Genomic DNA, 22,053 nt, shown 5'->3' with positions numbered 1-22,053 from the left:
GCTACGATCCGCGCACCACACGCCGCGAACAGGCGAGAACAGGGTGAACCCACCCGCTCTCCCCGCGGCGCGACTCATCGTCAGACGAGGAGACAAGGTGCGCAACAAGGGGATATCCGCGCTGGTCTGCGCCGGACTCACGGCGGGCGCGGCGGTGCTCGCGACCACCGCGCCCGCGGCGGCACAGACCGGGCAGCCCGGCCCCCGCCCCACCGGCACGGCCGACATCCGCGAACAGCTGGAGAACATCCCGGGCATGACGGTCGTCTCCGTCACGGAGAAGGAGGGCCACCCCCTCTACTCCCTGACGTACCGCCAGCCCGTCGACCACCACCGCCCCGGCGCCTCCGGGACCTTCACCCAGCGCCTGACCCTGTGGCACAAGGCCACGGACAAGCCGACCGTCCTCTACACCGGCGGCTACACCCTCGCCTCCGGCACCACCGCCCTCACCAAGCTGATCGACGCCAATCAGGTCAGCCTGGAGCACCGCTACTTCGAGCAGTCCCGCCCCGCGGGCGCCGCGGGCAAGGACTGGTCCAAGCTGACGGTCCAGCAGGAGGCGGCCGACGAGCACCGCATCACCAAGGCCCTGCGCACCGTCGAGAAGGGCAAGTGGCTCGGCACGGGCGCGAGCAAGGGCGGCATGACCGCCACGTACCACGAGCGCTTCTACCCGGACGACCTGGACGCCGTCGTCGCCTTCGTCGCGCCCAACGACGCGAACAACAAGGACGACAGCGGCTACGAACGCTTCTTCCGCACCGTCGGCACCAAGGAGTGCCGCACCGCCCTGAACGCCGTGCAGCGCGAGATGCTGGTGCGCCGCGACGCGCTCCTGCCCAAGTTCGAGGCCGACGCCAAGGCGAACGGCCAGACCTTCCACGAGACGCTCGGCACCACCGACCGGGCGTACGAGTTCGCCGTCCTCGACCAGGTGTGGAACTTCTGGCAGTCCGGCACCGCCGCCGACTGCCCGACCGTCCCCGACGCCAAGAAGGCCGGCGACGACGAGCTGTACGACTGGTCGAAGAAGCACGGCCTGAGCGTCTACCACGACGCCGAGCTGGGCGAGAACACCACCGGCCCCTACTACCGCCAGGCCGCCACCCAACTCGGCTGGGCCGACCTGAAGTTCAAGCACCTCAAGGGCGTGCGCCACTACCCGGACATCTACCAGCCGAACTCGGTGCTCCCGCCCGCCATGCGCGGCTCGTACAACAACAGCACCATCGCCGACGTCGACCGCTGGGTGAAGACCCGCGGCCAGCGGATGATGTTCGTCTACGGCGAGAACGACCCGTGGAGCGCGGAGCGGTTCAAGCCGAGCAAGCGCGACTCGTACCTGTACGAGGTGCCGGGCGCCAACCACGGCGCGAGCATCGCGAAGCTGCCCGAGCCCCAGCAGTCGCGGGCCGTCGCCACCATCAAGCGCTGGGCCGACGTGAAGTAGCACGCTCGGCCACGGACCGGAGCAGGGGCGCGGCGACCAGCAGCCGCGCCCCCGCGACGGCGTACAACGGCAGCCGGTGGTCGACGAGCCCGACGAGCGCCGCGCCGAGCGCGATGCCCGCCGCCGTGGGCGCGAACATCAGCGTGCTCGCGGTGGCGGCCACCCGCCCCAGCAGCTCCGGCGGCGCCTCGCGCTGCACGGCGGTCAGCGCGGCCACGAGCACGCACGGCAGCCCCACGCCGTTCGCGAAGCTCCCCGCGAGCACCAGCGCGTCCCACGGCGACGCGAGCAGCACCGCCGACACCGCGGTCAGCGCGATCCCGCAGCCCGCGAACCGCCGCTCGCCCACGCGCCGCATCAGCGCGCCCGAGGCGATCCCGACGGCGACGGACCCGGCGCCCTGCGCGACGTACAGCGCGCTGGTGTACGCGGCGGAGTGGCCGAGGGCGTCGACGATCGCGTACACCAGCGCGCCGCTCACGCCCGACGACAGCATGGTGAGCCCGCCCGCGACGACCAGCGGCCGCAGCCGCGCGTCGCCCCACAGCAGCCGGGCGCCCCGCGCGGTGCCCGCCCGCCAGCCCTCGGGGTCCGGCGCCGGGCGGACCTCCGACACCCGAAGAAGCGCGAAGAGAGCACCGGCCAGGACGAAGGTGACGGCGTCGAGCAGCGCCACCCGCGGCCCGCCCCAGGCGGCGAACACCGCGGCCCCGGCAACGGGCGCGAGCAGCTTCATGCCCTCGTTCGCGGACATCCGCAGCCCGTTGAGGTCCCCCAGCAGATCCCTGCCGACGGCCCCCGCGACCAGCGCGGCCTCCGCCGCGTCGGTGACGACGCCGCACGCCCCGTACACCACGAGCACGGCGAACAGCAGCCACAGCCCCGCCGCCCCGCCCAAGCGGTCCGCCCACAGCAGGGAGAGCAGCAGCGCCCCGAGGCCCACGTTCACGGCGACGAGCAGGGGCCGCCGCCGGGTGCGGTCGGCGAGGGTGCCGAGGAGGGGGCCGAGGAGCAGCGGGGCCCACAGGGCGAGGGTGCACAGGGCGGCCAGGCTGTCGGAGCCGGTCCGCTCCTTCACCCAGATGCCCGAGACCAGCGTCATCGCGGAACTCCCGAACCCGGAGACCACGACCGCCGTCAGGTACAGGCCCGCGTTGCGGTCCCGCAGGACACGTCCGATCGTCGTTGCCATGCGCCCGATGCTGGTTCTGAGGCCGCGCGCGGGGCATCCGGCAGATGCCCTACGCGACGGCGATGAGTTCGGCGCGCCCGACGAGTCGACCTAAGGGGAGGGCCTTACCCGGGCCCGTACGCGTACGAAGGAGAAGCCCATGCCGGACGACACCGAAGCCCTGCTGCCGGACTTCGGCCCGCAGACACGGCTCGTGGCGCGGCTCGCCGAAGCCGTCAAGGACGACCAGCTCGACGGGCCCACACCCTGCCCCGACTACGCGGTACGCCACCTCCTCGGCCACGTCGTCGGCCTCACCGTCGCCTTCACCGACGCCGGCCGCAAACAGCTCGGGCCGACCACGGACACCGACCCCGGCAGCGCCCTTCCCGACCTCGCCGAGGGCTGGCGGGAGGCACTTCCCGGGCAGCTCGCCCGGCTCGCCGAGGTGTGGCGGGACCCGGCGGCGTGGACCGGGGACACCCGGGCGGGCGGCGTCGACCTGCCCGGCGACATCGCGGGCACCGTCGCCATGAACGAACTCGTCCTGCACGGCTGGGACCTGGCGCGCGCCACGGGGCAGGAGTACGCCCCCGACGAGGTCAGCCTCGCCGTCTCCTACGCCATGGTGTCCGCCGCCGCGGAGTCGCCCGAGGCGCGGGGCACCCTCTTCGGACCGCCGCTGCCGGTCGCCGAGGGCGCCCCGCTCCTGGACCAGGTGGTGGCCCTGGGCGGACGCGACCCGTCCTGGCGGCCCTGACGGGGGCGACCGGTAGCGGCCGGGAGGCGCAACGGCCGGTCGCCGCACGGCCGTTGACGCGGCCCGCGCGGCACGCCTAGCTTCATCGCGTCGTACTTCATGCGTCATATATGAGACGCGATACGCGAGAGGCGCGCGCCCATGACTCCAGCGACCTCAGAAACATCGGTGACGCCAGGGGCCTCGGTGGCCGTGGGGGTGTCGGGGGCCCCGTGGGACTCCTCGGACCCGCGCCGCGCCGCCCTCGCCGACGTCGTCGCCATCCCCGTCACCCCCTTCGCCGCGGACGGCTCCCTCGACCGCGCGGCCCACCGCGCCCTGCTGCGCCGCCTGCTCGACATGGGCATCCGCACGCTCACGCCGAACGGCAACACCGGCGAGTTCCACGCCCTGAGCCCCGAGGAGCGGCGCGCCGTCACCGAGCTGACCGTCGCCGAGGCGGGGGAGCGGGCCGTTGTCGTCGTCGGCGTCGGCCACGACCTGGCGACCGCGACGGCCGACGCCCGGCACGCCGCCGAGGCGGGCGCGCGCCTGGTGATGGTGCACCAGCCCGCGCACCCGTACGTCTCCGACGCGGGCTGGGTCGCCTACCACCGGGCCGTCGCCGAGGCCGTGCCCGGCCTCGGCGTCGTGCCGTACGTGCGCGACCCGCGCCTGCCCGGGGCCCGGCTCGCGGAGCTGGCCGACGCCTGCCCGAACGTGACCGGCGTGAAGTACGCGGTGCCGGACGTGGCGCGCTTCGCCGCGTTCGCGCGGGACGCGGGCGCCGAGCGGTTCGTGTGGGTGGCGGGCCTCGCGGAGCCGTACGCGCCCGCGTACTTCTCGGCCGGGGCGACCGGCTTCACCTCGGGCCTGGTCAACGTGGCGCCGCTGCTCTCGCTCGCGATGCTCGGGGCGCTGCGGCAGGGGGACCACGGCACGGCGATGGCGGTCTGGGAGCGGATCCGCCGCTTCGAGGAGCTGCGGGCCGCCGACGGCTCGGCGGCCAACGTGTCGGTGGTGAAGGAGGCGCTCGCGGTCCTCGGCCTGTGCCGGCGCGACGTACGCCCGCCGGGCAGCGTGCTGCCGGAGCCGGTGCGGGCGGAGGTCGCGGGGATCGTGGCGGGGTGGGGGCGGTGACGGGCGGCGGCCTGGACGACGGGGGCATACCGGGGGCCGGGGGTGGTCCGGGCGGCGGGGGCGCGCCGGAGGCCGACGGCGGGCCGGGGGCCGCGCTCGCGCCGGACGACGCGCACAGCCCCGCCCCGCCCGTCCTGCGCAGCCACCAGTGGTACGGCTCCGGTGTCTCCGCGGGCCTGCGGTCCTTCTCGCACCGCGCCCGCACCCGCCAGCTCGGCTACCTCCCCGAGGAGCACCTCGGCAAGCCCGTCGTGGCGATCCTCAACACCTGGTCGGACATCAACCCCTGCCACGTCCATCTGCGCGAGCGCGCCCAGGCCGTCAAGCGCGGGGTCTGGCAGGCGGGCGGCTTCCCCCTGGAGTTCCCGGTCTCGACGCTCAGCGAGACGTTCCAGAAGCCCACGCCCATGCTTTACCGCAACCTCCTGTCCATGGAGGCCGAGGAACTCCTGCGCTCCTATCCCGTGGACGGCGCGGTGCTGCTCGGCGGCTGCGACAAGTCGACGCCCGCGCTCCTGATGGGTGCCGCGTCCGTCGACCTGCCCACGGTGTTCGTGCCCGCGGGGCCGATGCTGCCGGGCCACTGGCGCGGCGAGGTCCTCGGCTCCGGCACGGACATGTGGAGGTACTGGGACGAGCGGCGGGCCGGTGTGATCGGCGACTGCGAGCTGGCCGAGCTGGAGAGCGGCCTGGCGCGCTCCCCGGGCCACTGCATGACGATGGGCACCGCCTCCACGCTCACCGCCGCCGCCGAGGCCCTCGGCGTGACCCTCCCCGGCGCCTCGTCGATCCCGGCCGTCGACTCCGCGCACGACCGCATGGCCGCCGCGTCGGGCCTGCGCGTCGTCGAACTCGTCCGTCGGGGACGGACGTTGTCGCACCTGCTCACCCCCGACGCCTTCCAGGACGCGGTGACGACGGTCCTCGGCCTCGGCGGCTCCACGAACGCCGTCATCCACCTCGTCGCGATGGCCGCCCGCGCCGGGGTCCGCCTCACCCTCGACGACTTCGACCGCACGGCGCGGCGGGTGCCGGTGCTCGCCGACGTGCGGCCGGGCGGCTCGACGTACCTCATGGAGGACTTCCACTTCGCGGGCGGCCTGCCCGGCTTCCTCACCCGCATCCCCGACCTGCTGCACCTGGACCGCCCGACCGTCGCCCACGACACCCTGCGCGAGCAGCTCAAGGCCGCGCGGGTCCACGACGACGACGTCATCCGCACCCGCGACAACCCCGTGGCCACCGAGGGCGGCATCGCCGTCCTGCGCGGCAACCTCTGCCCCGACGGCGCCGTCATCAAGCACATCGCCGCCGACCCCCGGCTGCTCCGGCACACCGGCCCGGCCGTGGTCTTCGACGACTACCGCACCCTGCGGCGCACCATCGACGACCCGTCCCTCGGCGTCACCGCCGACCACGTCCTGGTGCTGCGCGGCAGCGGCCCCCTGGGCGGCCCCGGCATGCCCGAGTACGGCATGCTGCCGATCCCCGAGCGCCTTCTGAAGCAGGGCGTGCGGGACATGGTGCGGATCTCCGACGCGCGGATGAGCGGCACCTCGTACGGCACCTGTGTGCTGCACATCGCGCCCGAGTCGCACGTCGGCGGCCCCCTCGCCCTGGTCCGCACCGGCGACACCATCACCCTCGACGTGCCCGCCCGCACGCTCCGACTCGACGTCCCCGACGAGGAGTTGGCCCTCCGCAGGGCCGCCTGGACGCCACCCCCCGTCCGCCACGAACGCGGCTACGGCGCCCTGTACGCCGCGCACGTCACGCAGGCCGACACCGGCTGCGACTTCGACTTCCTCGCCAGGCCGGGAGCCGTGCCGGACCCCTACGCAGGCTAGCTGGCTAGGTTGCATTCCTAACTAGGTCGCTCTACGGTCTAGGTAGTTCACACGACCAGGGGGCGCACGACCATGTCACCACTCCTCGCGACGGGCTCCGCACCACACCTCGCGGCGGCCTTCTCCGCGGACCGCGCACCGGAGTTCTCCGCCGCCGCCACGGCCGTAGCGGGCGTGCTCGGCGCGTATCTGCTGCTCGTCGAGCCATGGCTCGGCCGCCGGATGTACGCCTCGCTGGCGCGCCGCCGCGCCACCGAACCGCGCGCGCTCGTGCGCTACTTCACCCTCACCATCACGCTCTGGTGGGCGTTCGCCGCGCTGGCACTGAGCGCCCTGCTGCTCTCGCCGGGCGTGCGGGCGACGGACCTCGGCCTGGCACTGCCGAAGGACCCGCTCTTCTTCCTCCCCGTGGTCCTCCTCTTCGCCGCGATCGCCGTCGCCTCCGGGCGGGCCTTCCGGGACATGGCCAAGGACGGCAAGCACATCCCGGGCCGGGCCGCCATCGAGGCGATGCTGCCGCGCACCGGCACGGAGCGGCGGCTCGCGGTCGCCGCCGCGGTGACCGACGGCATCTGCGCGGAACTGGTCCACCGCGGCCTGCTCATCGCCTTCGGCGTCGGCGCCCTCGGCCTCGACCCCTACCTGGCGGCGGCGCTCTCGCTCGCCGTGTACGCCCTCGCGGGCTGGTACCAGGGCGCCACCGGCATCGTCGTCCTCGCCCTCTTCGGCGCGCTGCTCACCGGCCTGTACCTGGCCACCGGCAGCCTGCTCCTGCCCATCGCCGTGCACGCCATGATCAGCGTGCGCGACCTGCTGATCCCCGCGCCCGGACTCCCGCACGCCCAGGGCGGCACGGCATGAGCGCGGACCGGCGCGCGAGCTGGTTCAAGGGCGTCCTCGACCTCCTCGTCCTCGCCTCCCTCACCGACGGCGAGAGCTACGGCTACGAGATCGCCAAGCAGCTCGGCGCGGCGGGCTTCGGACAGATCAAGGGCGGCACGCTGTACCCCGTCCTGAACCGCCTGGAGGAGGCGGGCCTGGTGGCGGCGGAGTTCCGGGCGACGGAGAAGGGGCCCGGCAGGCGCTACTACTCCCTCACTGCCGCCGGCCGCGAAGTCCTCGCCGAACAGGGCGAGTTGTGGCTGGCGTTCGACGGATCGGTCCGTGCGGTACTGGCGAAGGCGGGCGTGCGATGAACTCGGTGGACACGGCTGACACGGCTGCGGGGTACCTGGACGACCTCGGCGCGAGGCTGCGGGAGCTGGGGCTGCCCGCCGAGCACGTCCGGGTGACCGTGGCGGACCTCGCGGCGCACCTCGCGGAGTGCGGGGGCGCGCCGGAGGAGGAGTTCGGCCCGGTCGAGGAGTTCGCGCGGGAGCTGGCGCCGGGCGGGGCGCGGGAGGCTCCGCCCCGGGGCGCCGGGGACTCCCGGGTCGAGGTGTGGCGATGGACCGCCGACACCTTCGTCGACGAGGAACTGCTCGGCCGCTTCGGCGACGAGGGCTGGGAGATGCGCCGGGTCGACGGCCTCGGCCGCTTCGTCTGCCACCGCGACCTCGACCGCCCGCAGCAGTGGGAGTACCGCCGCGAGCTGGTCTCGCGGGGGCGCGAAGGCCTGGACGAGCGGCTGGCCCCCGACGGCTGGGAGGCCTGCGGCGACTGGGTGATCTACGCCTGGTTCAAACGCCCCCGAGCGGCGAGCCTCGGCCCCGCGGCGGAACTGGCCGCCGTGCCGGCGGCGCCCGCCCGCTGGAACTTCTTCAGCCGCCGCTTCTACGCGCTGCTGGGTCTGCTGACGGCCGCCCTCGCCGCGTCCGGCGTCACCGTGGCCCTCCGGGACGGAGACGCGTCCTCCGGCCTGGGCTACGTCACCGGCCTCCTGGCCGGAGCGGCGGTGCCCGTGGCCGGGTTCCTGGCATGGCGCGGGTGGCGCAACCGCCGTCCGTGAGCGAACCGTTGCCGGTGGGAGAGGGATCCGGCGCGAAGCGCCGGTACTGCCCCCCCCCGGACGGCTAGGGCCTGTCCGGGGGGTCGGCGCCGCCCCGATCCGTCGGACAGGCCCTAGCGCAAAGCTGCCTTCATCATCGCCGCAGCGATCGGCGCCGCCAGCCCGTTGCCGCTCACCTCGGAGCGCGCCGCGTCGGACGACTCCACGATCACAGCGACAGCGACCTCCTTGCCGTCCCCACCCTTGGCGTACGAGGTGAACCAGGCGTAAGGCGTCTTGGAGTTGTTCTCACCGTGCTGAGCGGTACCGGTCTTGCCCCCGACGACGGCCCCGTCGATCTTCGCGTTGGTCCCGGTGCCCTCCTCCACGACCGTCCGCATGGCGGACTGCAGCCCCTCGGCGGTGCCCGCGCTCATCACCCGCGAAGAGCCCCCGTCCCCGTAGTCCCGCAGCACATTGCCGTCCGCGTCGGTCACCTTCGACACCATGTGGGGAGACGCCAGCTCCCCGCCGTTGGAGATCGCGGCGGACACGAGCGCCATCTGCAGCGGCGTGGCCGTCACGTCGAACTGCCCGATGCCGGTGAGCGCGGTCTGCGCCTTGTCCATCCCGGACGGGTAGGAGCTCTTCGCCGCCCGCACGGGCACGTCCAGCTTGTCGGTGTTGAAGCCGAACTTCTCGGCCTGGGCCTTGACCTTGTCCTGCCCGAGGTCGACGGCCATCTTGGCGAAGACGTTGTTGCAGGAGTACCGCAGGGCCGTGCGGATGGTCGCGTCCTCGCAGGGCGCGGAGGTGTTCTCGTTCTTGAGGACGGTCCGCGTCCCGGGCAGCGTGTACGGGTCGGGGCTCGCGGTCTTCTCGTCGACGGACCCGTAGAGCCCGCTCTCCAGGGCGGCTGCCGCGACGACCAGCTTGAACGTCGAACCGGGCGGCAGCGGCTGCCGCAGCGCGCGGTTCACCATCGGCTTGTCCTCGTCGGAGGTGAGCGCCTTCCAGGCGTCGCCGTCGGTGGAGCCGCTGATCTTCGACGGGTCGTAGGACGGCGTGGAGACCATGCCGAGGATCTTCCCGGTCTTGGGGTCGACGGCGACGGCCGCGCCCTTCTTGTCGCCGAGCGCCTTGTACGCGGCCTTCTGCACGGCCGGGTCGATGGTCGTGAGGACGTCACCGGGGTCGGCACGCTTGTCGGTGAGCGTGTCGAGGGGGTTCTTGAGACGGTTGTCGGTGCCGTCGAGGAGGTCCTTGTAGATGCCCTCCAGCTGGGTGGCCCCGTACACCTGTGAGCTGTAGCCGGTGACGGCGGAGTACAGCGGGCCGTCCTTGTAGGTGCGTTTGTACGCCAGGTCACCGCCCTTCGTGCGCTTCGAGCCGGTGACGGCGTCCCCGGCCACGATGATGTCGCCCAGCGGGTACGCGTACTGCTCGATCGCGTTGCGCCGGTTCAGCTTGTCGTCCGCGAGTGCCTTCGAGTCGTGGAACTGCACCCAGGTCGCCCGCACGAGGAGGGCGAGCACCAGGAGCAGCACGAAGACCGAGGTGTGCCTGATCGTCTTGTTCATCCCACTGAAGGACGAGCACCCCGCCGCGTTCCGTTCCCCTCTTGCGGCGATGTGTCCGTTTTCTCAGGAGCTCTTCATGAACCGTGCCGCTCAGGGAACTCAGCTCTTCATGAACCCCGCCTCGTATGCCGCGATCACCGCCTGCGTACGGTCCCGCGCCCCCGTCTTCGCGAGGACCGCCGCCACATGCGTCTTCACCGTCGCCGGGCCGACCTCCATCCGCTCGGCGATCTCCGCGTTGGTCAGCCCGGCCGCCATCAGCCGAAGCACCTCGCTCTCGCGCCCGGTGAGCCGGGCGATCCAGGGCGCCCGCGCGGTCCCGGCGCGCCCGTGCTCGGCGGCGAGCGCGCGCACGGCCGCAGGGAACAGCAGCGAGTCGCTGCGCGCCACCAGGCGCACGGCCTGTACAAGGGCCTCCGCCTCGGCCCGCTTCAGCAGGAAGCCGGACGCTCCGGCGCGCAGCGCCTCGTACACGTAGGAGTCGTTCTCGAAGGTCGTGACGACGACGATGCGGGGCGGCTCGGGCATCGTCTGGAGGATCTGCTCGGTGGCGCGGATGCCGTCGATCTCCGGCATGCGTACGTCCATGAGCACCACATCGGGCTTCAGCTCACGCACCACGGACACCGCCTCGGCGCCGGTCGCCGCCTCCCCGACGATCTCCAGGTCGGGCTCGGCGGCGAGGATGGCGCGCAGCGCGGTGCGCACCATGCGCTCGTCGTCGGCGAGGACGACGCGCAGCGGGGCGGCGGGGTCGGTCATGGGTGTCCCTTCGAACGGGTCGTGCGGGGGGTGCTTGGCGTGCTGGGGGTGCGGGTCATACGTGCCCCTTCAGGGGCAGTCGTACGTGGAGTCGCCAGGTGGTGGCGGTGGCCGCGCCGTCGGCCGGGGCGGCGGCTCCGGGCGGTCCTGCAACGGGTCCGGCCTGCGCCGTGCCGCCGAGGAGGCGGGCCCGGTCGGCGATGCCGCTCAGGCCGTGGCCGCCGCCCGCGCGGGTGGGCGCGGGCCCGGTTCCGGCGGCGGGCAGCGGATTCTCGGCGACGATCTCCAGGCCGGAGCCGTCGAGGGCGACGCGCAGTGTGACGACGGTGTCCGCCCCGGCGTGCTTGAGGGCGTTGCTGAGGGCTTCCTGCACGATGCGGTAGCCCTCGCGGGACACCATCGGCGGCAGCGCCTCCGCGTATCCGGACCCCGGTGTGCCGAGGACCTCGGGGTCGATGTCCGCGTCGACGCGCAGGCCGCCCGCCCGGGTGCGGTCCAGGAGCCCGGCGAGGTCGCCGCCGAGCGTGGGCGCCGGTGCGGTGGAGCCGCGCTCGCCGCCCTCGCGCAGCACACCGAGGACGGTGTCCAGCTCGCCGACGGTCCGCCGGGTGGTGTCCTCGATGGCGGCCAGGGCCTCGCGGACGAACTCCGGGTCCCGGTCGAGCAGTTTGCGGGCCGCGCTCGCCTGGAGCGTGACGGCGCTGAGCGCGTGGCCCACCGAGTCGTGCAGCTCGCGGGCGAGCCGGTTGCGCACGGCCAGGTCGGCGGCGCGGCGCTCGGCGTCGGCGAGGCGGTCGGCGGGCGTGGGCCCGAGCAGCGCGGGCGCCCAGCGCGCGAGGAGACCGCCCGCGCCCGCCGCGCACCCGGCGAGCGCGACGAGGAACAGGAGACCCGTGACCGGCGCGAGCGCGAGCACCCAGGGTTCCCGCAGGTTCTGGGGGAGCCCGAGCCAGGAGTCCCCGAGGCCCACGAAGACCGGCAGGACGATCTGGAAGCTCGCGAACGGCACGAGCCCGAGCGTCATCCCGCTCATGACCCCGCCGAACCCGAGGTGCAGCGTGAACCAGGCCATGGTGCGCCCGCGCGCGGCCCGTGACCGCGGCGGCCCGTCGGCGAGCGAGGCGTCCGGCACCTCGCACAGCGCCCGCACCGCCGCCACCGACATCGGCCGGGTCAGCGGGAACAGCGCGGTGATCGCGGCGAGCGGCAGCCCGAACGCGAACGACAGGAGCTGGGAGGGGAACGAACCGAGCATCGTGGTCTCGCCGAGCAGCGGCCCGGCCATCGTCGAGCCGACGAGGACGTACGGCATGGCGAGCGCGCCGCCGAGGATCAGATGGATCCACCGGCGCCGCGTCCGCCGCCCGACGAGAACCGTGGCGAACCGCCGCACGCCACCCGGGGAGGGTCGTCTCACGCGGTGCCCGTCCGCGCCGTGCGCCCGGCGCGCGAGGCCGCCCGCTCCTTGAGGAAGCGTGCCCCCGCGACGGCCACGAGCGTTCCGATGATCATCTGTACAGCGTAGGACAGGAGCATCGCGGACGTGGGCCGGTCGGCGACGTCCGAGGTGCCCGCGAACGACGCCATGAACGGCCACGCGCCCCAGCACGCCACCGCCCCTGACCCGGCGAGGGCGAGCGCGAGCGGCACCTTCACGGGCAGCGCGGGCAGCCGCCGGAACGCGAGGACAAGGACGCCCGCCACGGCTGCGGCGAGGTAGCCGAACTCGAGGGCGGAGAGGACGTGGAAGTCGGACGTGCGCTCGGCGGCGCGCGACTCGTTCAGGCCGAGCGTCGAACCGCACGCCCACAGCAGCCGCAGCCCGGCCGGGTACAGGGCGAGCACCGCGGCCGTCACCGCGCACACCCGCGTCGCGCGCCCGCCCGGGCCCGCCTTCGGCAGGTCCCACACGCGGCCCCGCCACAGGTGCCCCCACCGGTCGCGGGCGTACAGGGCGAACAGCAGCCCCAGGCTGAGCCCCTGGAGGATGAACCCGCCGTACACCACCCCGAACACCCACTCGTCGAGGAAGGCGTCGCGGCCGGTCCCCTCGGCGTTGTTCACCGACCCGCCGAGCGCCTGCACGGCGAGCTGCGCCGGGAACCCGGCCATGATCGGGAGCAGCAGCCCGGTCGCGACCCACATGGGCAGGCCGAGCAGCCAGGCCGGTACGCGCCTGCCCCAGGGCCGGGTCAGCAGCAGCGCGAGAACGATGACGGCGCCGTCCATGAGGACGGTGACGCTGTTGGCGACGGCCATCAGACCGCGGTGGTCGAGGAGGGAGCTGCCCTCGGGGATGCCGATGTGGCTCCCGGCGATCCAGGCGACCTTCAGGGAGAGATAGGGCAGGCAGGCGGCCACGGCGACGGCGCGGAGCAGCAGCCGGAGCCTGCCGGGGGAGGAGTGCGCGCCGCGGCCGGCGGCCGGGGTGGGGGCGAGTGTCTGGGTCATGCCTCCACGCTCCCGCCGCGGCCCCGCCCGCCACCTCCTGCCTGCCGGTGAACCGTCTCCGCCGCGCGGGGGAGGGGGGTACCGGCCCGGGAGGAGGGGGCCGGGGCGGGCGGACCTCAGAGCCGCCGCGTGGCCAGCGTGAGCCGGTCCCGCGCGTCGAACAGCGCGTCCTTGACCATCTGCTCGTGGGCGGGCGTGAGCCGGGCCACCGGGACCGAGCAGCTGATGGCGTCGCGCGCGGGGGTGCGGTAGGGGATGGCCACGCCGAAGCAGCGCAGGCCCAGGGTGTTCTCCTCGCGGTCCACGGCGAAGCCCTGGTCGCGCACCGCGTGCAGTTCCTCGATGAGCTTCTCGCGGTCGGTGATCGTGTTCTCGGTCAGCGACGGCAGCGTCTCGGGGAGCATCTTGCGGACCTGCTCGTCGGTGTGGGAGGCGAGCAGCGCCTTGCCGAGCGAGGTGGAGTGGGCGGGCAGGCGCCGGCCGACGCGTGTGAAGGGGCGAAGATAGTGCTGGGACTGGCGGGTGGCCAGGTACACCACGTTCGTGCCGTCGAGGCGGGCGAGGTGGATGGTCTCCGTGGTGTCGTCCGAGAGCCGGTCGAGCGTCGGCCTGGCCGCGGCGACCACCTCGTCGCCGTCGATGTACGACGTGCCGACGAGCAGCGCCCGCACCCCGATGCCGTACCGCGTACCGGTCGCGTCCGTCTCGATCCAGCCCAGCTCGACGAGGGTGCGAAGGAGCATGTAGAGGCTGGACTTCGGGTATCCGACGGCCTCCTGGACGTCGGCGAGGGCGTGCATCCCGGGTCGCCCCGCGAAGAACTCCAGCAACTCCACCGTCCGCACCGCGGACTTGACCTGTGCGCCCCCGCCCGTCTCCCCAGCCGACATCGCCCTTGACCCCTCACGTCCGACAGGAAATAGTCTCCACTGTCCCCGCCGATTCATCATCGGGGACGGCGTTCAGCATATCGAACGCCCCTGGTGAGTGGCAGTAGATCCGACGCACGGTGAGCGGCTCGTGACATCCGGGCCGCGGGCACCGGCCCGCACGGCAACCCTGGAGGAACCCGCGGTGGCAGCAGCACCAGTCTGGAGTGTGGACCCCCGAACCGGGAAGCGGCGCGCGCAGGTCGCCGCCGAGGCCGCCGCGCGGGACGTGGACCACGCCGTCACGGCCGCGCACGCGGCCCGCGCCGCGCTGGCCGACCGCACCACCCGCACGGCCTTCCTGCGCACCGCGGCCGACCTCCTGGACGCGGCGCAGGACGACCTGGTCGCGACCGCGGACGCCGAGACGGCCCTCGGCACCGCCCGCCTCACCGGCGAACTGGCCCGCACCCGCTACCAGTTGCGGGCCTTCGCGGACCTCGTCGACGAGGGCGCCTACCTCGGCGTCGTCATCGACCACCCCGACAGCGCCGCCACCCCGCCCGTCCCCGACCTGCGCCGCTACAAGATCCCGCTCGGCGTCGTCGCCGTCTACGCCGCCTCCAACTTCCCCTTCGCCTTCTCCGTGCCCGGCGGCGACACCGCGAGCGCCCTGGCCGCGGGCTGCCCCGTCGTCGTCAAGGCGCACCCCGACCACCCCGACACCTCCGAGCGCGTCGCCGCCGTCCTGCGCGCGGCCGCCACGCGCCACGGGCTGCCCGCGGCCGTCGTCGGCCTGGTGCACGGCTTCGACGCGGGCGTCGACCTGGTCCGCCACCCGCTGGTCGCGGCCGCGGGCTTCACCGGTTCGGTACGCGGCGGCCGCGCCCTGTTCGACGCGGCGGCCGCGCGCCCCGTGCCGATCCCCTTCCACGGCGAACTCGGCTCCCTCAACCCGGTCGTCGTCACCGAGGCTGCGGCCGCCGAGCGCGGCGAGCAGATCGGCACCGGCCTCGCGGGCTCCATGACCCTCGGCGTCGGCCAGTTCTGTGTGAAGCCCGGCCTGGTCCTCGCCCCCGAGGGCGCGGGCGGCGACCGCCTCCTGAAGTCCCTGACGGAAGGCCTCGGCGCCACCGCCGCCGGGGTCCTCCTCGACCACCGCATGCGCGACGCCTTCGTCGCCGGGGTCGTCGAGCGCGCCCAACTGCCCGACGTGAGCGCCCCGGTGGCACCCGGCGCCGCCGACGAGCACACCGTCACCGCCGGGTTCCTCACCGTCCCGGCCGCCCGCCTCGCCGCCGAGGGCGCCCACGACCTGCTCCTGGAGGAGTGCTTCGGGCCGGTCACCGTCGTCGCCCGGTACGCGGACGACGCCGAGATCACCGCGGTGCTCGCCCGGCTCCCCGGCAACCTCACCGCGACCGTGCACCTGTCCGCCGAGGAGGCCGCGGGCGACCCGGCCGCGCAGGGGCGCGGCACCCGGCTCCTGGCCGAACTGACCCCGCTCGCCGGGCGGGTCCTCGTCGACGGCTGGCCCACCGGCGTCGCCGTGGCCCCCGCCCAGCAGCACGGCGGCCCCTACCCCGCCACCACCAGCACCTCCACGTCCGTCGGCGGCACCGCCATCGAGCGCTGGCTGCGCCCCGTCGCGTACCAGAACACCCCCGAGGCGCTCCTTCCGCCGGAACTCCACGACGCCAATCCTCTCGGTCTGCCGCGCCGCTACGACGGGCGCCTGGAACACTGACGCCATGAACGCCAAGCAGACCGGAAGCCTCACCCTGCCCGAACTCCCCTTCCCCTTGCGGCCGTACGGACCCGAGGGCGACTGGAGCTACGAGAACGGCGCCCTCACCGGCTGGGCGGGACCCCGCCAGGACCGCTTCGTGCCGCCCACCGGCGAGGCCCTCGACCCGGCGTCCGACGCGCCCCGGCTGCTCGGCGCGCCCGAGGGGGACTTCCAGCTGATCGCCCGCGTCACGGTCGGCTTCGCCGCCGCCTTCGACGCGGGCGTGCTCTACCTGCACGTGGCGGAGCGCGAGTGGGCCAAGCTCTGCTTCGAGCGCTCCCCGGACCGCCCCACGATCTGCACGGTGGTCACCCGGGGCCGCTCGGACGACGCCAACGCCTTCGTCGTGGACGGCTCCAGCGTCTGGCTGCGGATCAGCCGCACGGGCACGGCGTTCGCCTTCCACGCCTCGACGGACGGCGCGCACTGGACGTTCGTGCGCATCTTCCAGCTCGGCGACGAGAAGGCGGCCGCCGCGGCGCTCGTCGGCTTCCTCGCGCAGTCGCCGCAGGGCGAGGGGTGCGTGGTGACGTTCGAGGAGATCGAGTTCCGCCCGAACTGGCCGAAGGGCCTGCGCGACGGCTCCTGAGCCGGTCCGTTCCCCTCGTCAGAGCCTGACGCGCGTCCCCGTCGCGGCGGCCCGCTCGATCGCGTCGAGCAGCCGCTGGCGCCGGGCGGCGTGCGCGAAGTCCGGCACGGTACGGGTGCCTTCGCGCAGGTCGCGCAGGATGCGGGCGTACTGGATCCCGACGTTGTACGCGGGCTCCGCACGCAGGCCGTCCAGCTCGGGTACGTCGAAGTACCGCTCGGGGACGGGCAGTTCGGCCAGTTCCGTCGCCGCGCCCCGGGCGCCCCGCACCGTCAGCCGGGCCTGCTGCAGATGCCCGTGGTCACCGGTCACGACCAGGTCGCCGTCCGTGCCGTTGATCTCCCAGTGGAAGTCGGTGCCGCGCGAGAGCCCGCCCCGGAAGTGCACGGACGCGACGGCGCCGGACGCGAGCCGCCCGGTGACCGCGACCTGGTCCTCGACGGTCATCGGGACGGCGCGCCCGCTGTCCTCCTCCCGCACCACCGGCCGCCGGGTCGCCGTCGTCGCCGACACCTCCGCGAACTCGCCGAGCACCATCGCCAGCGAGTCCACGGTGTGGCCGAAGGGGATGGTGAGCATCGTGCCGCCGTTCTCCTTGTCCAGGAGGTAGGCGCCGCCCGGCTCGAAGACGGGTCCCCAGCGGCGGCCCGACGCGACGAGGCTCGTGGACAGCACGTCGCCGACGAAGCCGTCGGCGACCAGGTCGCGCAGCTGCCGCACCGCGGGCGCCGACCGTGCCTGGAGCCCGGCGAACGTCCGCACCCCGGCGCGGGCCGCCACCGCCGCCAGCTCCTCCGCCTCCGTGACGCCGTTGCCCAGCGGCCACTCCGACAGGACGTGCTTCCCCGCCGCCAGCGCCGCCAGGATCACCTCCCGGTGCCGGGGCACGCGGACGCTCACGACGACCAGGTCCACGGCCGGGTCCTTGGCCAGCTCGGCGGCGGAGCCGTAGGCGCGGCCGATGCCGTACTTCTCGGCCGCGGCGCGGGCCGACTCCGGTGTCGACGCGGCCAGGGCGCGCAGGTCGTAGCCGGGGAGGCGGGTGAGGGCGGGGAGGTGGGAGTGCGCGGCCCAGCCGGAGCGGGCGGAGAGGCCGACGATGCCGACGCCGACGGTGCCTGTGGCGTTCTGCGCGTTCTCGATCATGCCCGGACCGTAGGGGCCGGGGGCCGATCACCCGCAAGGGCGCCAACTATATTCTGGAAACCATGACAGCTCAGAGCCGCTTTACGCCGCCGTCGGCGGCCACGGAGCACCGGCACGACATCTACGGACTGCTGTGCCCCGGCCGGGAGATCTTCGAACTGCTCGCCACCAAGTGGGTGGGCCTCGCGATCACCGCCCTGGAGGACGGGCCCCGGCGGTTCGGCGAACTCCGCTCCCGCCTCGAGGGCGTCAGCCCGAAGGTCCTCACGCAGACGCTGCGGCGCCTGGAGGACTACGGCCTGGTGCACCGCACGGTCTTCGCGGAGGTCCCGCCCCGGGTGGAGTACGAACTCACCCCCCTGGGCCGAGGCGCCCTGGAGCCCCTGGCCCACCTGCGCACCTGGATCCGCACGAACACCCACCGCTTCGGCCCCCACCCGGGGTGACCGCCGCCCGCACGGGTGCCCTGGGCCGGGGCTGTGCCCACCCGTGCCGCCCCTGGCGGCCCAGCTGCCCACAGGGTGGAGGGGCAGGGGCCGGGGAATGGAACTCCCCGGCCCCGGGTTGCACGAACGCGGAGGACGTCTCCGTTTCGTACGACCCGAGGAAGAACCACATGCGCGTCGAGATCTGGAGCGACATCGCCTGCCCCTGGTGCTACGTGGGCAAGGCCCGCTTCGAGAAGGCCCTCGCGGCCTTCCCGCACCAGGACGCCGTAGAGGTGGTCCACCGCTCCTTCGAGCTGGACCCGAACCGCCCGAAGGGCGACACGGCCGCCGTGATCCCGATGCTGGCGCAGAAGTACGGCATGACCGAGGACCAGGCGAAGGACGCCGAACGCCGCCTCGGCGACAACGCGGCGGCCGAGGGCCTCGCGTACCGCACCGAGGGCCGCGACCACGGCAACACCTTCGACATGCACCGCCTCCTCCACTTCGCGAAGGAGAAGGGCGGCCAGGACACCCAGGACCGCCTCATCGGCGCGCTCTACCGCGCCAACTTCGCCGAGGAGCGCTCGGTCTTCGACGACGACGAGCGCCTGATCGCCCTCGCCGCCGACGCGGGCCTCGACGCGGACGCGGCGCGCGCGGTCCTCGCCGACCCCGACGCGTACGCCGAAGCGGTCCGCGCCGACGAGCGCGAGGCCGCCGAACTCGGCGCGAACGGCGTGCCGTTCTTCGTGCTCGACCGGAAGTTCGGCGTCTCCGGCGCCCAGCCCGCCGAGGTCTTCACGCAGGCCCTGGAGCAGGCGTGGGACGCCCGCTCGCCGCTGACGGTGCTCAGCGAGGGGCCCGCCGAGGGCGCCGACGGCGACGCCTGCGGCCCGGACGGCTGCGCGGTGCCGCGCCCCTGAACCGCACGGCCCCGCACGGCACCGCCCTGCGCCGGACGGCATCACCCCTGGTCGGAGGCCATGAGTAAGCGTCGCTAAGCGGTATGGGTCAGGCATCCGCAATGGACCGGGCCCGGCCGAGGCGGCACAGTGATCCCATGGAGACTTCCGGCCAGGGCCCCGTCCAGACCGTCCAGAGCGCTTCGAGTCCCGCCACGACACCGGCGGCCTTCGAGGCGCTCGTACGCTCCGAGTTCACCCCCCGCACCACGTATCTGAACAGCGCGAGCACCGGCCTGCTTCCGGGCCGCGCCGTCCGGGCCATGCACGAGGCGACCCTGTCCGTGGCGGAGGGCCGCCCCGCCGACATGTTCGCGGACGTGGAGGCGGCCCGCGCCGCCTTCGCGCGCCTGGTCGGGGTGGCGCCGAGCCGGGTCGCGGCGGGCGCGTCCGTCGCCGTGTACAGCGGCCTGGTCGCCGCCTCGCTGCCCGCGGGCGCCGAAGTCCTCACCGCCGAGGCCGACTTCAGCTCGACGGTGAACCCCTTCCACATGCGCGCCGACCTCAAGGTCCGCACCGTCCCGCTGGAGCGGATCGCGGAGTCCGTACGCCCGGGCACGGCCCTGGTCGCGGTCTCGGCGGCGCAGTCGGCGGACGGCAGGATCGCCGACCTGCCCGCGCTGCGCGCCGCGACCCGCGCGCACGGCGCCCGCCTCTATCTGGACGCCTCGCAGGCGACGGGCTGGCTGGACCTCGTCGAGCACATCGCCGACGTGGACTTCCTGTCGTCGGTGGCCTTCAAGTGGCTCACCTGCCCGCGGGGCGTGGCGTTCTTCGTGGTCCCCGACGGCCCCGAGGACCCCGACGCCCCCGATGCCTTCGGCGGTGTGCCCGCGCTGCTCGCGGGCTGGGTCGCGGGCGAGCGCCCCTGGGACAGCTGCTACGGCCCGATCGCCGAACTCGCCCGCTCCGCGCGGCGGTTCGACGAGAGCCCGAGCCTGTTCGCGTACGCGGGCGCACGGCACTCCCTCGCGGTGATCGAGGAGCTGGGAGTGGCCGCGATCCGCGCCCACGACCTGGCGCTCGCGGACCGCTTCCGCGCCGGACTGGCGACGCTCGGCCACGAGCCGGTGCCCGCGCCCGGATCGCCCATCGTGTCCGTGCCCGGACTCGGCGTCCGGCAGGCGGAGTTGAGCGCGGCGGGCGTCGAGGTGTCGGACCGCGCGGGCCAGCTGCGGGCGTCCTTCCACCTGTACAACACGGAGGCCGACGTGGACCGGCTCCTGGAGGTCCTGGGCGAGAGCTGAGCCGGGGCCGGGACCGGGGCCCGGGCGGGGGCGGGACCGAGGCCGCGCCCCCACCCGACCCGCCGCCCTACCTCCGCAGCGCCTCCCGCCGCGCCTCCTCCGGGCAGTCCGCCGTCTCCACGCAGAGGTTGGTCTCGACCCGGGTGAGCAGCCGGGCCAGCTCCGCCCGCTCGTCGGGGTCGAGCCCGGCGAGGGTGTGGTCCTCCAACCGGCCCCAGGAACGCCGCACTTCGGTGAGCAGCCCGCAGCTGGAGTCGGTCGCCTCGACGAGCACGGCCCGGCGGTCGTCCGGGTCGGGACGGCGCCGCACATGCCCGGCCTGCTCCAGGCGCTGGAGCATCTTGGTGACCGTCGACGGGTCGAGGTCGAGGACCTTGATGAGGTCGGACTGGCGCACCGGGCCCGCGTCCCACAGGTGCATCATCACGAACTCCTGGCCGGGGTAGAGGCCGAGCCCCTTCAGGAGCTTGCCCGCCGCGATCCGGTGCAGCCGGGCCACCCGGCTGATCACCATGCTGACCGGCCCGTCCTGCGCGGCCAGCGGCAGCCGCTCGATACACGCGGGGTCGGCCTGTGCGGCCCCCGCCGTCCCTGTGTCGGCCTTCATCGCAGCTCCTGCCCTTCGCCGGCCCGGCCCTGTCCGCCGTCGCCGTCCTCCACCAGTGTCGTCCTGCTTCCCCTCCGAGATTAACTTGGTCGGCCAAGGAATGCGCTACAGTGGCTCCCGGTTGAATTACTTGGCCGACCAATCTTCGTACGCCCTGGAGCTGTGATGACCACCGCATTCGACCCGATCGACCTGCACGGCGTGTCCCTCACCAACCGCATCGCCCTGGCACCGATGACCCGCAGCCGGGCGGGCGCGGGCGGCGTCCCCACCGACCTCGTCGCCGAGTACTACGCCCAGCGCGCCAGCGCCGGCCTGGTCATCACCGAGGGCGTGCAGCCCTCCCCGGTGGGCCAGGGCTACCCGGACACCCCGGGCCTGCACAGCGCCGAGCAGGTCGAGGGCTGGCGCAAGGTCACCGACGCCGTGCACGCCAAGGGCGGCCGGATCGTCGCCCAGATCATGCACACGGGCCGCATCGGCCACCCCTCGCTGCTCCCCGACGGCCTGGTGAACGTCGGCCCGTCGCCGATCGCCGCCGCCGGGCAGGTCTACACGCACGAGGGACCGCAGGACTTCGTCACGCCCCGCGAGCTGACCGGCGACGAGGTGCGCGCCACCATCGGCGAGTTCGTCGAGGCCGCCCGCAACGCCATCGACGCGGGCTTCGACGGCGTGGAACTGCACGGCGCCAACGGCTATCTCATCCACCAGTTCCTCGCGCCGGGCTCCAACCAGCGCGACGACGAGTGGGGCGGCTCGCCCGAGAGGCGCATCCGCTTCGCCGTCGAGGTCGCCAAGGCCGTCGCCGCCGAGATCGGCGCCGCTCGCACGGGCATCCGCCTCTCGCCCGGCAACCCCTTCAACGACATCCACGAGCCCGACCCGGACGAGGCCTACCTCGCCCTGGCGAAGGAGCTGAACGCCCTCGGCCTCGCCTATCTGCACATCATGGAGGTCGGCGAGGTCCGCGAGCTGACACAGGCGCTGCGCAAGGAGTTCGGCGGCGCGTTCATCCTCAACCCCGCGACCGAGGGCCCCACCGGCCACGACGACCTGGCCCTGATCGAGGAAGGCACCGCCGACCTCGTCTCCTTCGGCTCCCTCTTCCTCGCCAACCCGGACCTCCCGGCCCGCCTGAGGACCCGTGGTCCGTACAACACGCCGGACCAGTCCACGTTCTACGGCGGCGACGCCAAGGGCTACACGGACTACCCGGCGCTGCGCTCCGCGTGACCCGGTAACCCGCGAGCGGAAACGCCGACGGCGGTGGGGGGGGGGGGGGGGGAGGGGGGGGGGGGGGGGGGGGGGGGAGGAGGTCGCGCGAGGGGAAGATGACGGAG

21 protein-coding genes are annotated in these 22,053 nt (G+C 74.0%); 13 read left to right on the top strand and 8 right to left on the bottom strand.

Annotation, left to right across the window (positions count from 1 at the left end; genetic code table 11):
• Positions 1 to 97 precede the first annotated feature (97 nt).
• Positions 98 to 1,453 (top strand): S28 family serine protease, encoded by a 1,356-nt coding sequence (locus tag ACZ6AA_RS34335; protein WP_471462371.1) that lies wholly within the window; start codon positions 98 to 100, stop codon positions 1,451 to 1,453.
• Here ACZ6AA_RS34335 and ACZ6AA_RS34330 read toward each other — a convergent pair.
• On the bottom strand, positions 1,428 to 2,645 hold the full coding sequence (locus tag ACZ6AA_RS34330; protein ID WP_471462369.1) for an MFS transporter: 1,218 nt from the start codon (positions 2,643 to 2,645) through the stop codon (positions 1,428 to 1,430). The genes ACZ6AA_RS34335 and ACZ6AA_RS34330 overlap by 26 nt on opposite strands.
• A gap of 139 nt (positions 2,646 to 2,784) precedes the next feature.
• Between ACZ6AA_RS34330 and ACZ6AA_RS34325 the strand changes: the two genes are divergently transcribed.
• The 6 genes from ACZ6AA_RS34325 (at position 2,785) to ACZ6AA_RS34300 (ending at position 8,298) form a co-directional block, all read left to right on the top strand.
• The gene (locus tag ACZ6AA_RS34325; RefSeq protein WP_468448626.1) at positions 2,785 to 3,384 is read left to right on the top strand and encodes a TIGR03086 family metal-binding protein; all 600 of its coding nucleotides are present in this window, start codon (positions 2,785 to 2,787) and stop codon (positions 3,382 to 3,384) included.
• Positions 3,385 to 3,525: 141 nt separating this feature from the next.
• Positions 3,526 to 4,503 (top strand): dihydrodipicolinate synthase family protein, encoded by a 978-nt coding sequence (locus tag ACZ6AA_RS34320; protein ID WP_471462368.1) that lies wholly within the window; start codon positions 3,526 to 3,528, stop codon positions 4,501 to 4,503.
• A gap of 134 nt (positions 4,504 to 4,637) precedes the next feature.
• Positions 4,638 to 6,350, top strand: a complete 1,713-nt coding sequence (gene araD, locus ACZ6AA_RS34315; RefSeq protein ID WP_468483060.1) for an L-arabinonate dehydratase — start codon at positions 4,638 to 4,640, stop codon at positions 6,348 to 6,350.
• A gap of 72 nt (positions 6,351 to 6,422) precedes the next feature.
• Entirely contained in the window at positions 6,423 to 7,211 is a 789-nt protein-coding gene (locus tag ACZ6AA_RS34310) for a CPBP family intramembrane glutamic endopeptidase (protein WP_468448622.1), read from the top strand.
• A complete protein-coding gene (locus ACZ6AA_RS34305; protein ID WP_468448620.1) occupies positions 7,208 to 7,546 on the top strand; it encodes a PadR family transcriptional regulator in 339 nt (112 codons plus the stop codon). The genes ACZ6AA_RS34310 and ACZ6AA_RS34305 overlap by 4 nt, the downstream gene beginning before the upstream one ends.
• A gap of 5 nt (positions 7,547 to 7,551) precedes the next feature.
• Positions 7,552 to 8,298 (top strand): hypothetical protein, encoded by a 747-nt coding sequence (locus ACZ6AA_RS34300; RefSeq protein ID WP_471462365.1) that lies wholly within the window; start codon positions 7,552 to 7,554, stop codon positions 8,296 to 8,298.
• Positions 8,299 to 8,411: 113 nt separating this feature from the next.
• Here the strand turns inward: ACZ6AA_RS34300 and ACZ6AA_RS34295 are convergent, their stop codons facing one another.
• The 5 genes from ACZ6AA_RS34295 to ACZ6AA_RS34275 form a co-directional block, all read right to left on the bottom strand.
• The gene (locus tag ACZ6AA_RS34295; protein WP_471462364.1) at positions 8,412 to 9,857 is read right to left on the bottom strand and encodes a peptidoglycan D,D-transpeptidase FtsI family protein; all 1,446 of its coding nucleotides are present in this window, start codon (positions 9,855 to 9,857) and stop codon (positions 8,412 to 8,414) included.
• Between the two features lie 99 nt (positions 9,858 to 9,956).
• The gene (locus tag ACZ6AA_RS34290) at positions 9,957 to 10,619 is read right to left on the bottom strand and encodes a response regulator transcription factor (RefSeq protein ID WP_471462362.1); all 663 of its coding nucleotides are present in this window, start codon (positions 10,617 to 10,619) and stop codon (positions 9,957 to 9,959) included.
• A 55-nt stretch (positions 10,620 to 10,674) separates the two neighbouring features.
• On the bottom strand, positions 10,675 to 12,012 hold the full coding sequence (locus ACZ6AA_RS34285) for a sensor histidine kinase (protein ID WP_471462424.1): 1,338 nt from the start codon (positions 12,010 to 12,012) through the stop codon (positions 10,675 to 10,677).
• A 20-nt stretch (positions 12,013 to 12,032) separates the two neighbouring features.
• Positions 12,033 to 13,070 carry a hypothetical protein gene (locus ACZ6AA_RS34280; protein WP_468460590.1) on the bottom strand — a complete coding sequence of 346 codons (1,038 nt, stop codon included), beginning with the start codon at positions 13,068 to 13,070 and terminating at the stop codon, positions 12,033 to 12,035.
• Positions 13,071 to 13,186: 116 nt separating this feature from the next.
• Positions 13,187 to 13,960 (bottom strand): IclR family transcriptional regulator, encoded by a 774-nt coding sequence (locus ACZ6AA_RS34275; protein WP_385710880.1) that lies wholly within the window; start codon positions 13,958 to 13,960, stop codon positions 13,187 to 13,189.
• A 184-nt stretch (positions 13,961 to 14,144) separates the two neighbouring features.
• Here ACZ6AA_RS34275 and ACZ6AA_RS34270 point away from each other — a divergent pair, with 184 nt between their 5' ends.
• On the top strand, positions 14,145 to 15,686 hold the full coding sequence (locus ACZ6AA_RS34270) for an aldehyde dehydrogenase (NADP(+)) (protein ID WP_471462361.1): 1,542 nt from the start codon (positions 14,145 to 14,147) through the stop codon (positions 15,684 to 15,686).
• A gap of 4 nt (positions 15,687 to 15,690) precedes the next feature.
• On the top strand, positions 15,691 to 16,317 hold the full coding sequence (locus ACZ6AA_RS34265) for a DUF1349 domain-containing protein (protein ID WP_468460586.1): 627 nt from the start codon (positions 15,691 to 15,693) through the stop codon (positions 16,315 to 16,317).
• A gap of 18 nt (positions 16,318 to 16,335) precedes the next feature.
• Here ACZ6AA_RS34265 and ACZ6AA_RS34260 read toward each other — a convergent pair whose 3' ends face one another.
• Positions 16,336 to 17,463 carry a Gfo/Idh/MocA family protein gene (locus ACZ6AA_RS34260; RefSeq protein WP_471462359.1) on the bottom strand — a complete coding sequence of 376 codons (1,128 nt, stop codon included), beginning with the start codon at positions 17,461 to 17,463 and terminating at the stop codon, positions 16,336 to 16,338.
• 62 nt (positions 17,464 to 17,525) lie between these two features.
• On the opposite strand from ACZ6AA_RS34260, the gene ACZ6AA_RS34255 reads away from it, so the two are divergent.
• The 3 genes from ACZ6AA_RS34255 (at position 17,526) to ACZ6AA_RS34245 (ending at position 20,103) form a co-directional block, all read left to right on the top strand.
• Entirely contained in the window at positions 17,526 to 17,909 is a 384-nt protein-coding gene (locus ACZ6AA_RS34255) for a winged helix-turn-helix transcriptional regulator (RefSeq protein ID WP_468460583.1), read from the top strand.
• A gap of 170 nt (positions 17,910 to 18,079) precedes the next feature.
• Positions 18,080 to 18,817 (top strand): DsbA family oxidoreductase, encoded by a 738-nt coding sequence (locus tag ACZ6AA_RS34250; RefSeq protein ID WP_468460581.1) that lies wholly within the window; start codon positions 18,080 to 18,082, stop codon positions 18,815 to 18,817.
• Between the two features lie 137 nt (positions 18,818 to 18,954).
• The gene (locus ACZ6AA_RS34245; protein WP_468460579.1) at positions 18,955 to 20,103 is read left to right on the top strand and encodes an aminotransferase class V-fold PLP-dependent enzyme; all 1,149 of its coding nucleotides are present in this window, start codon (positions 18,955 to 18,957) and stop codon (positions 20,101 to 20,103) included.
• A gap of 67 nt (positions 20,104 to 20,170) precedes the next feature.
• On the opposite strand, the gene ACZ6AA_RS34240 is transcribed toward ACZ6AA_RS34245, so the two are convergent.
• Positions 20,171 to 20,710 carry a MarR family winged helix-turn-helix transcriptional regulator gene (locus tag ACZ6AA_RS34240; protein ID WP_468460577.1) on the bottom strand — a complete coding sequence of 180 codons (540 nt, stop codon included), beginning with the start codon at positions 20,708 to 20,710 and terminating at the stop codon, positions 20,171 to 20,173.
• Between the two features lie 165 nt (positions 20,711 to 20,875).
• On the opposite strand from ACZ6AA_RS34240, the gene ACZ6AA_RS34235 reads away from it, so the two are divergent.
• Positions 20,876 to 21,946, top strand: a complete 1,071-nt coding sequence (locus tag ACZ6AA_RS34235) for an alkene reductase (protein ID WP_468460575.1) — start codon at positions 20,876 to 20,878, stop codon at positions 21,944 to 21,946.
• Positions 21,947 to 22,053 lie beyond the last annotated feature (107 nt).

It is taken from the genome of Streptomyces sp. NPDC040610, assembly GCF_055594065.1.
The sequence above is the reverse complement of the archived record's forward strand: the minus strand, read 5'-3'. Positions and strand labels throughout refer to the sequence as shown.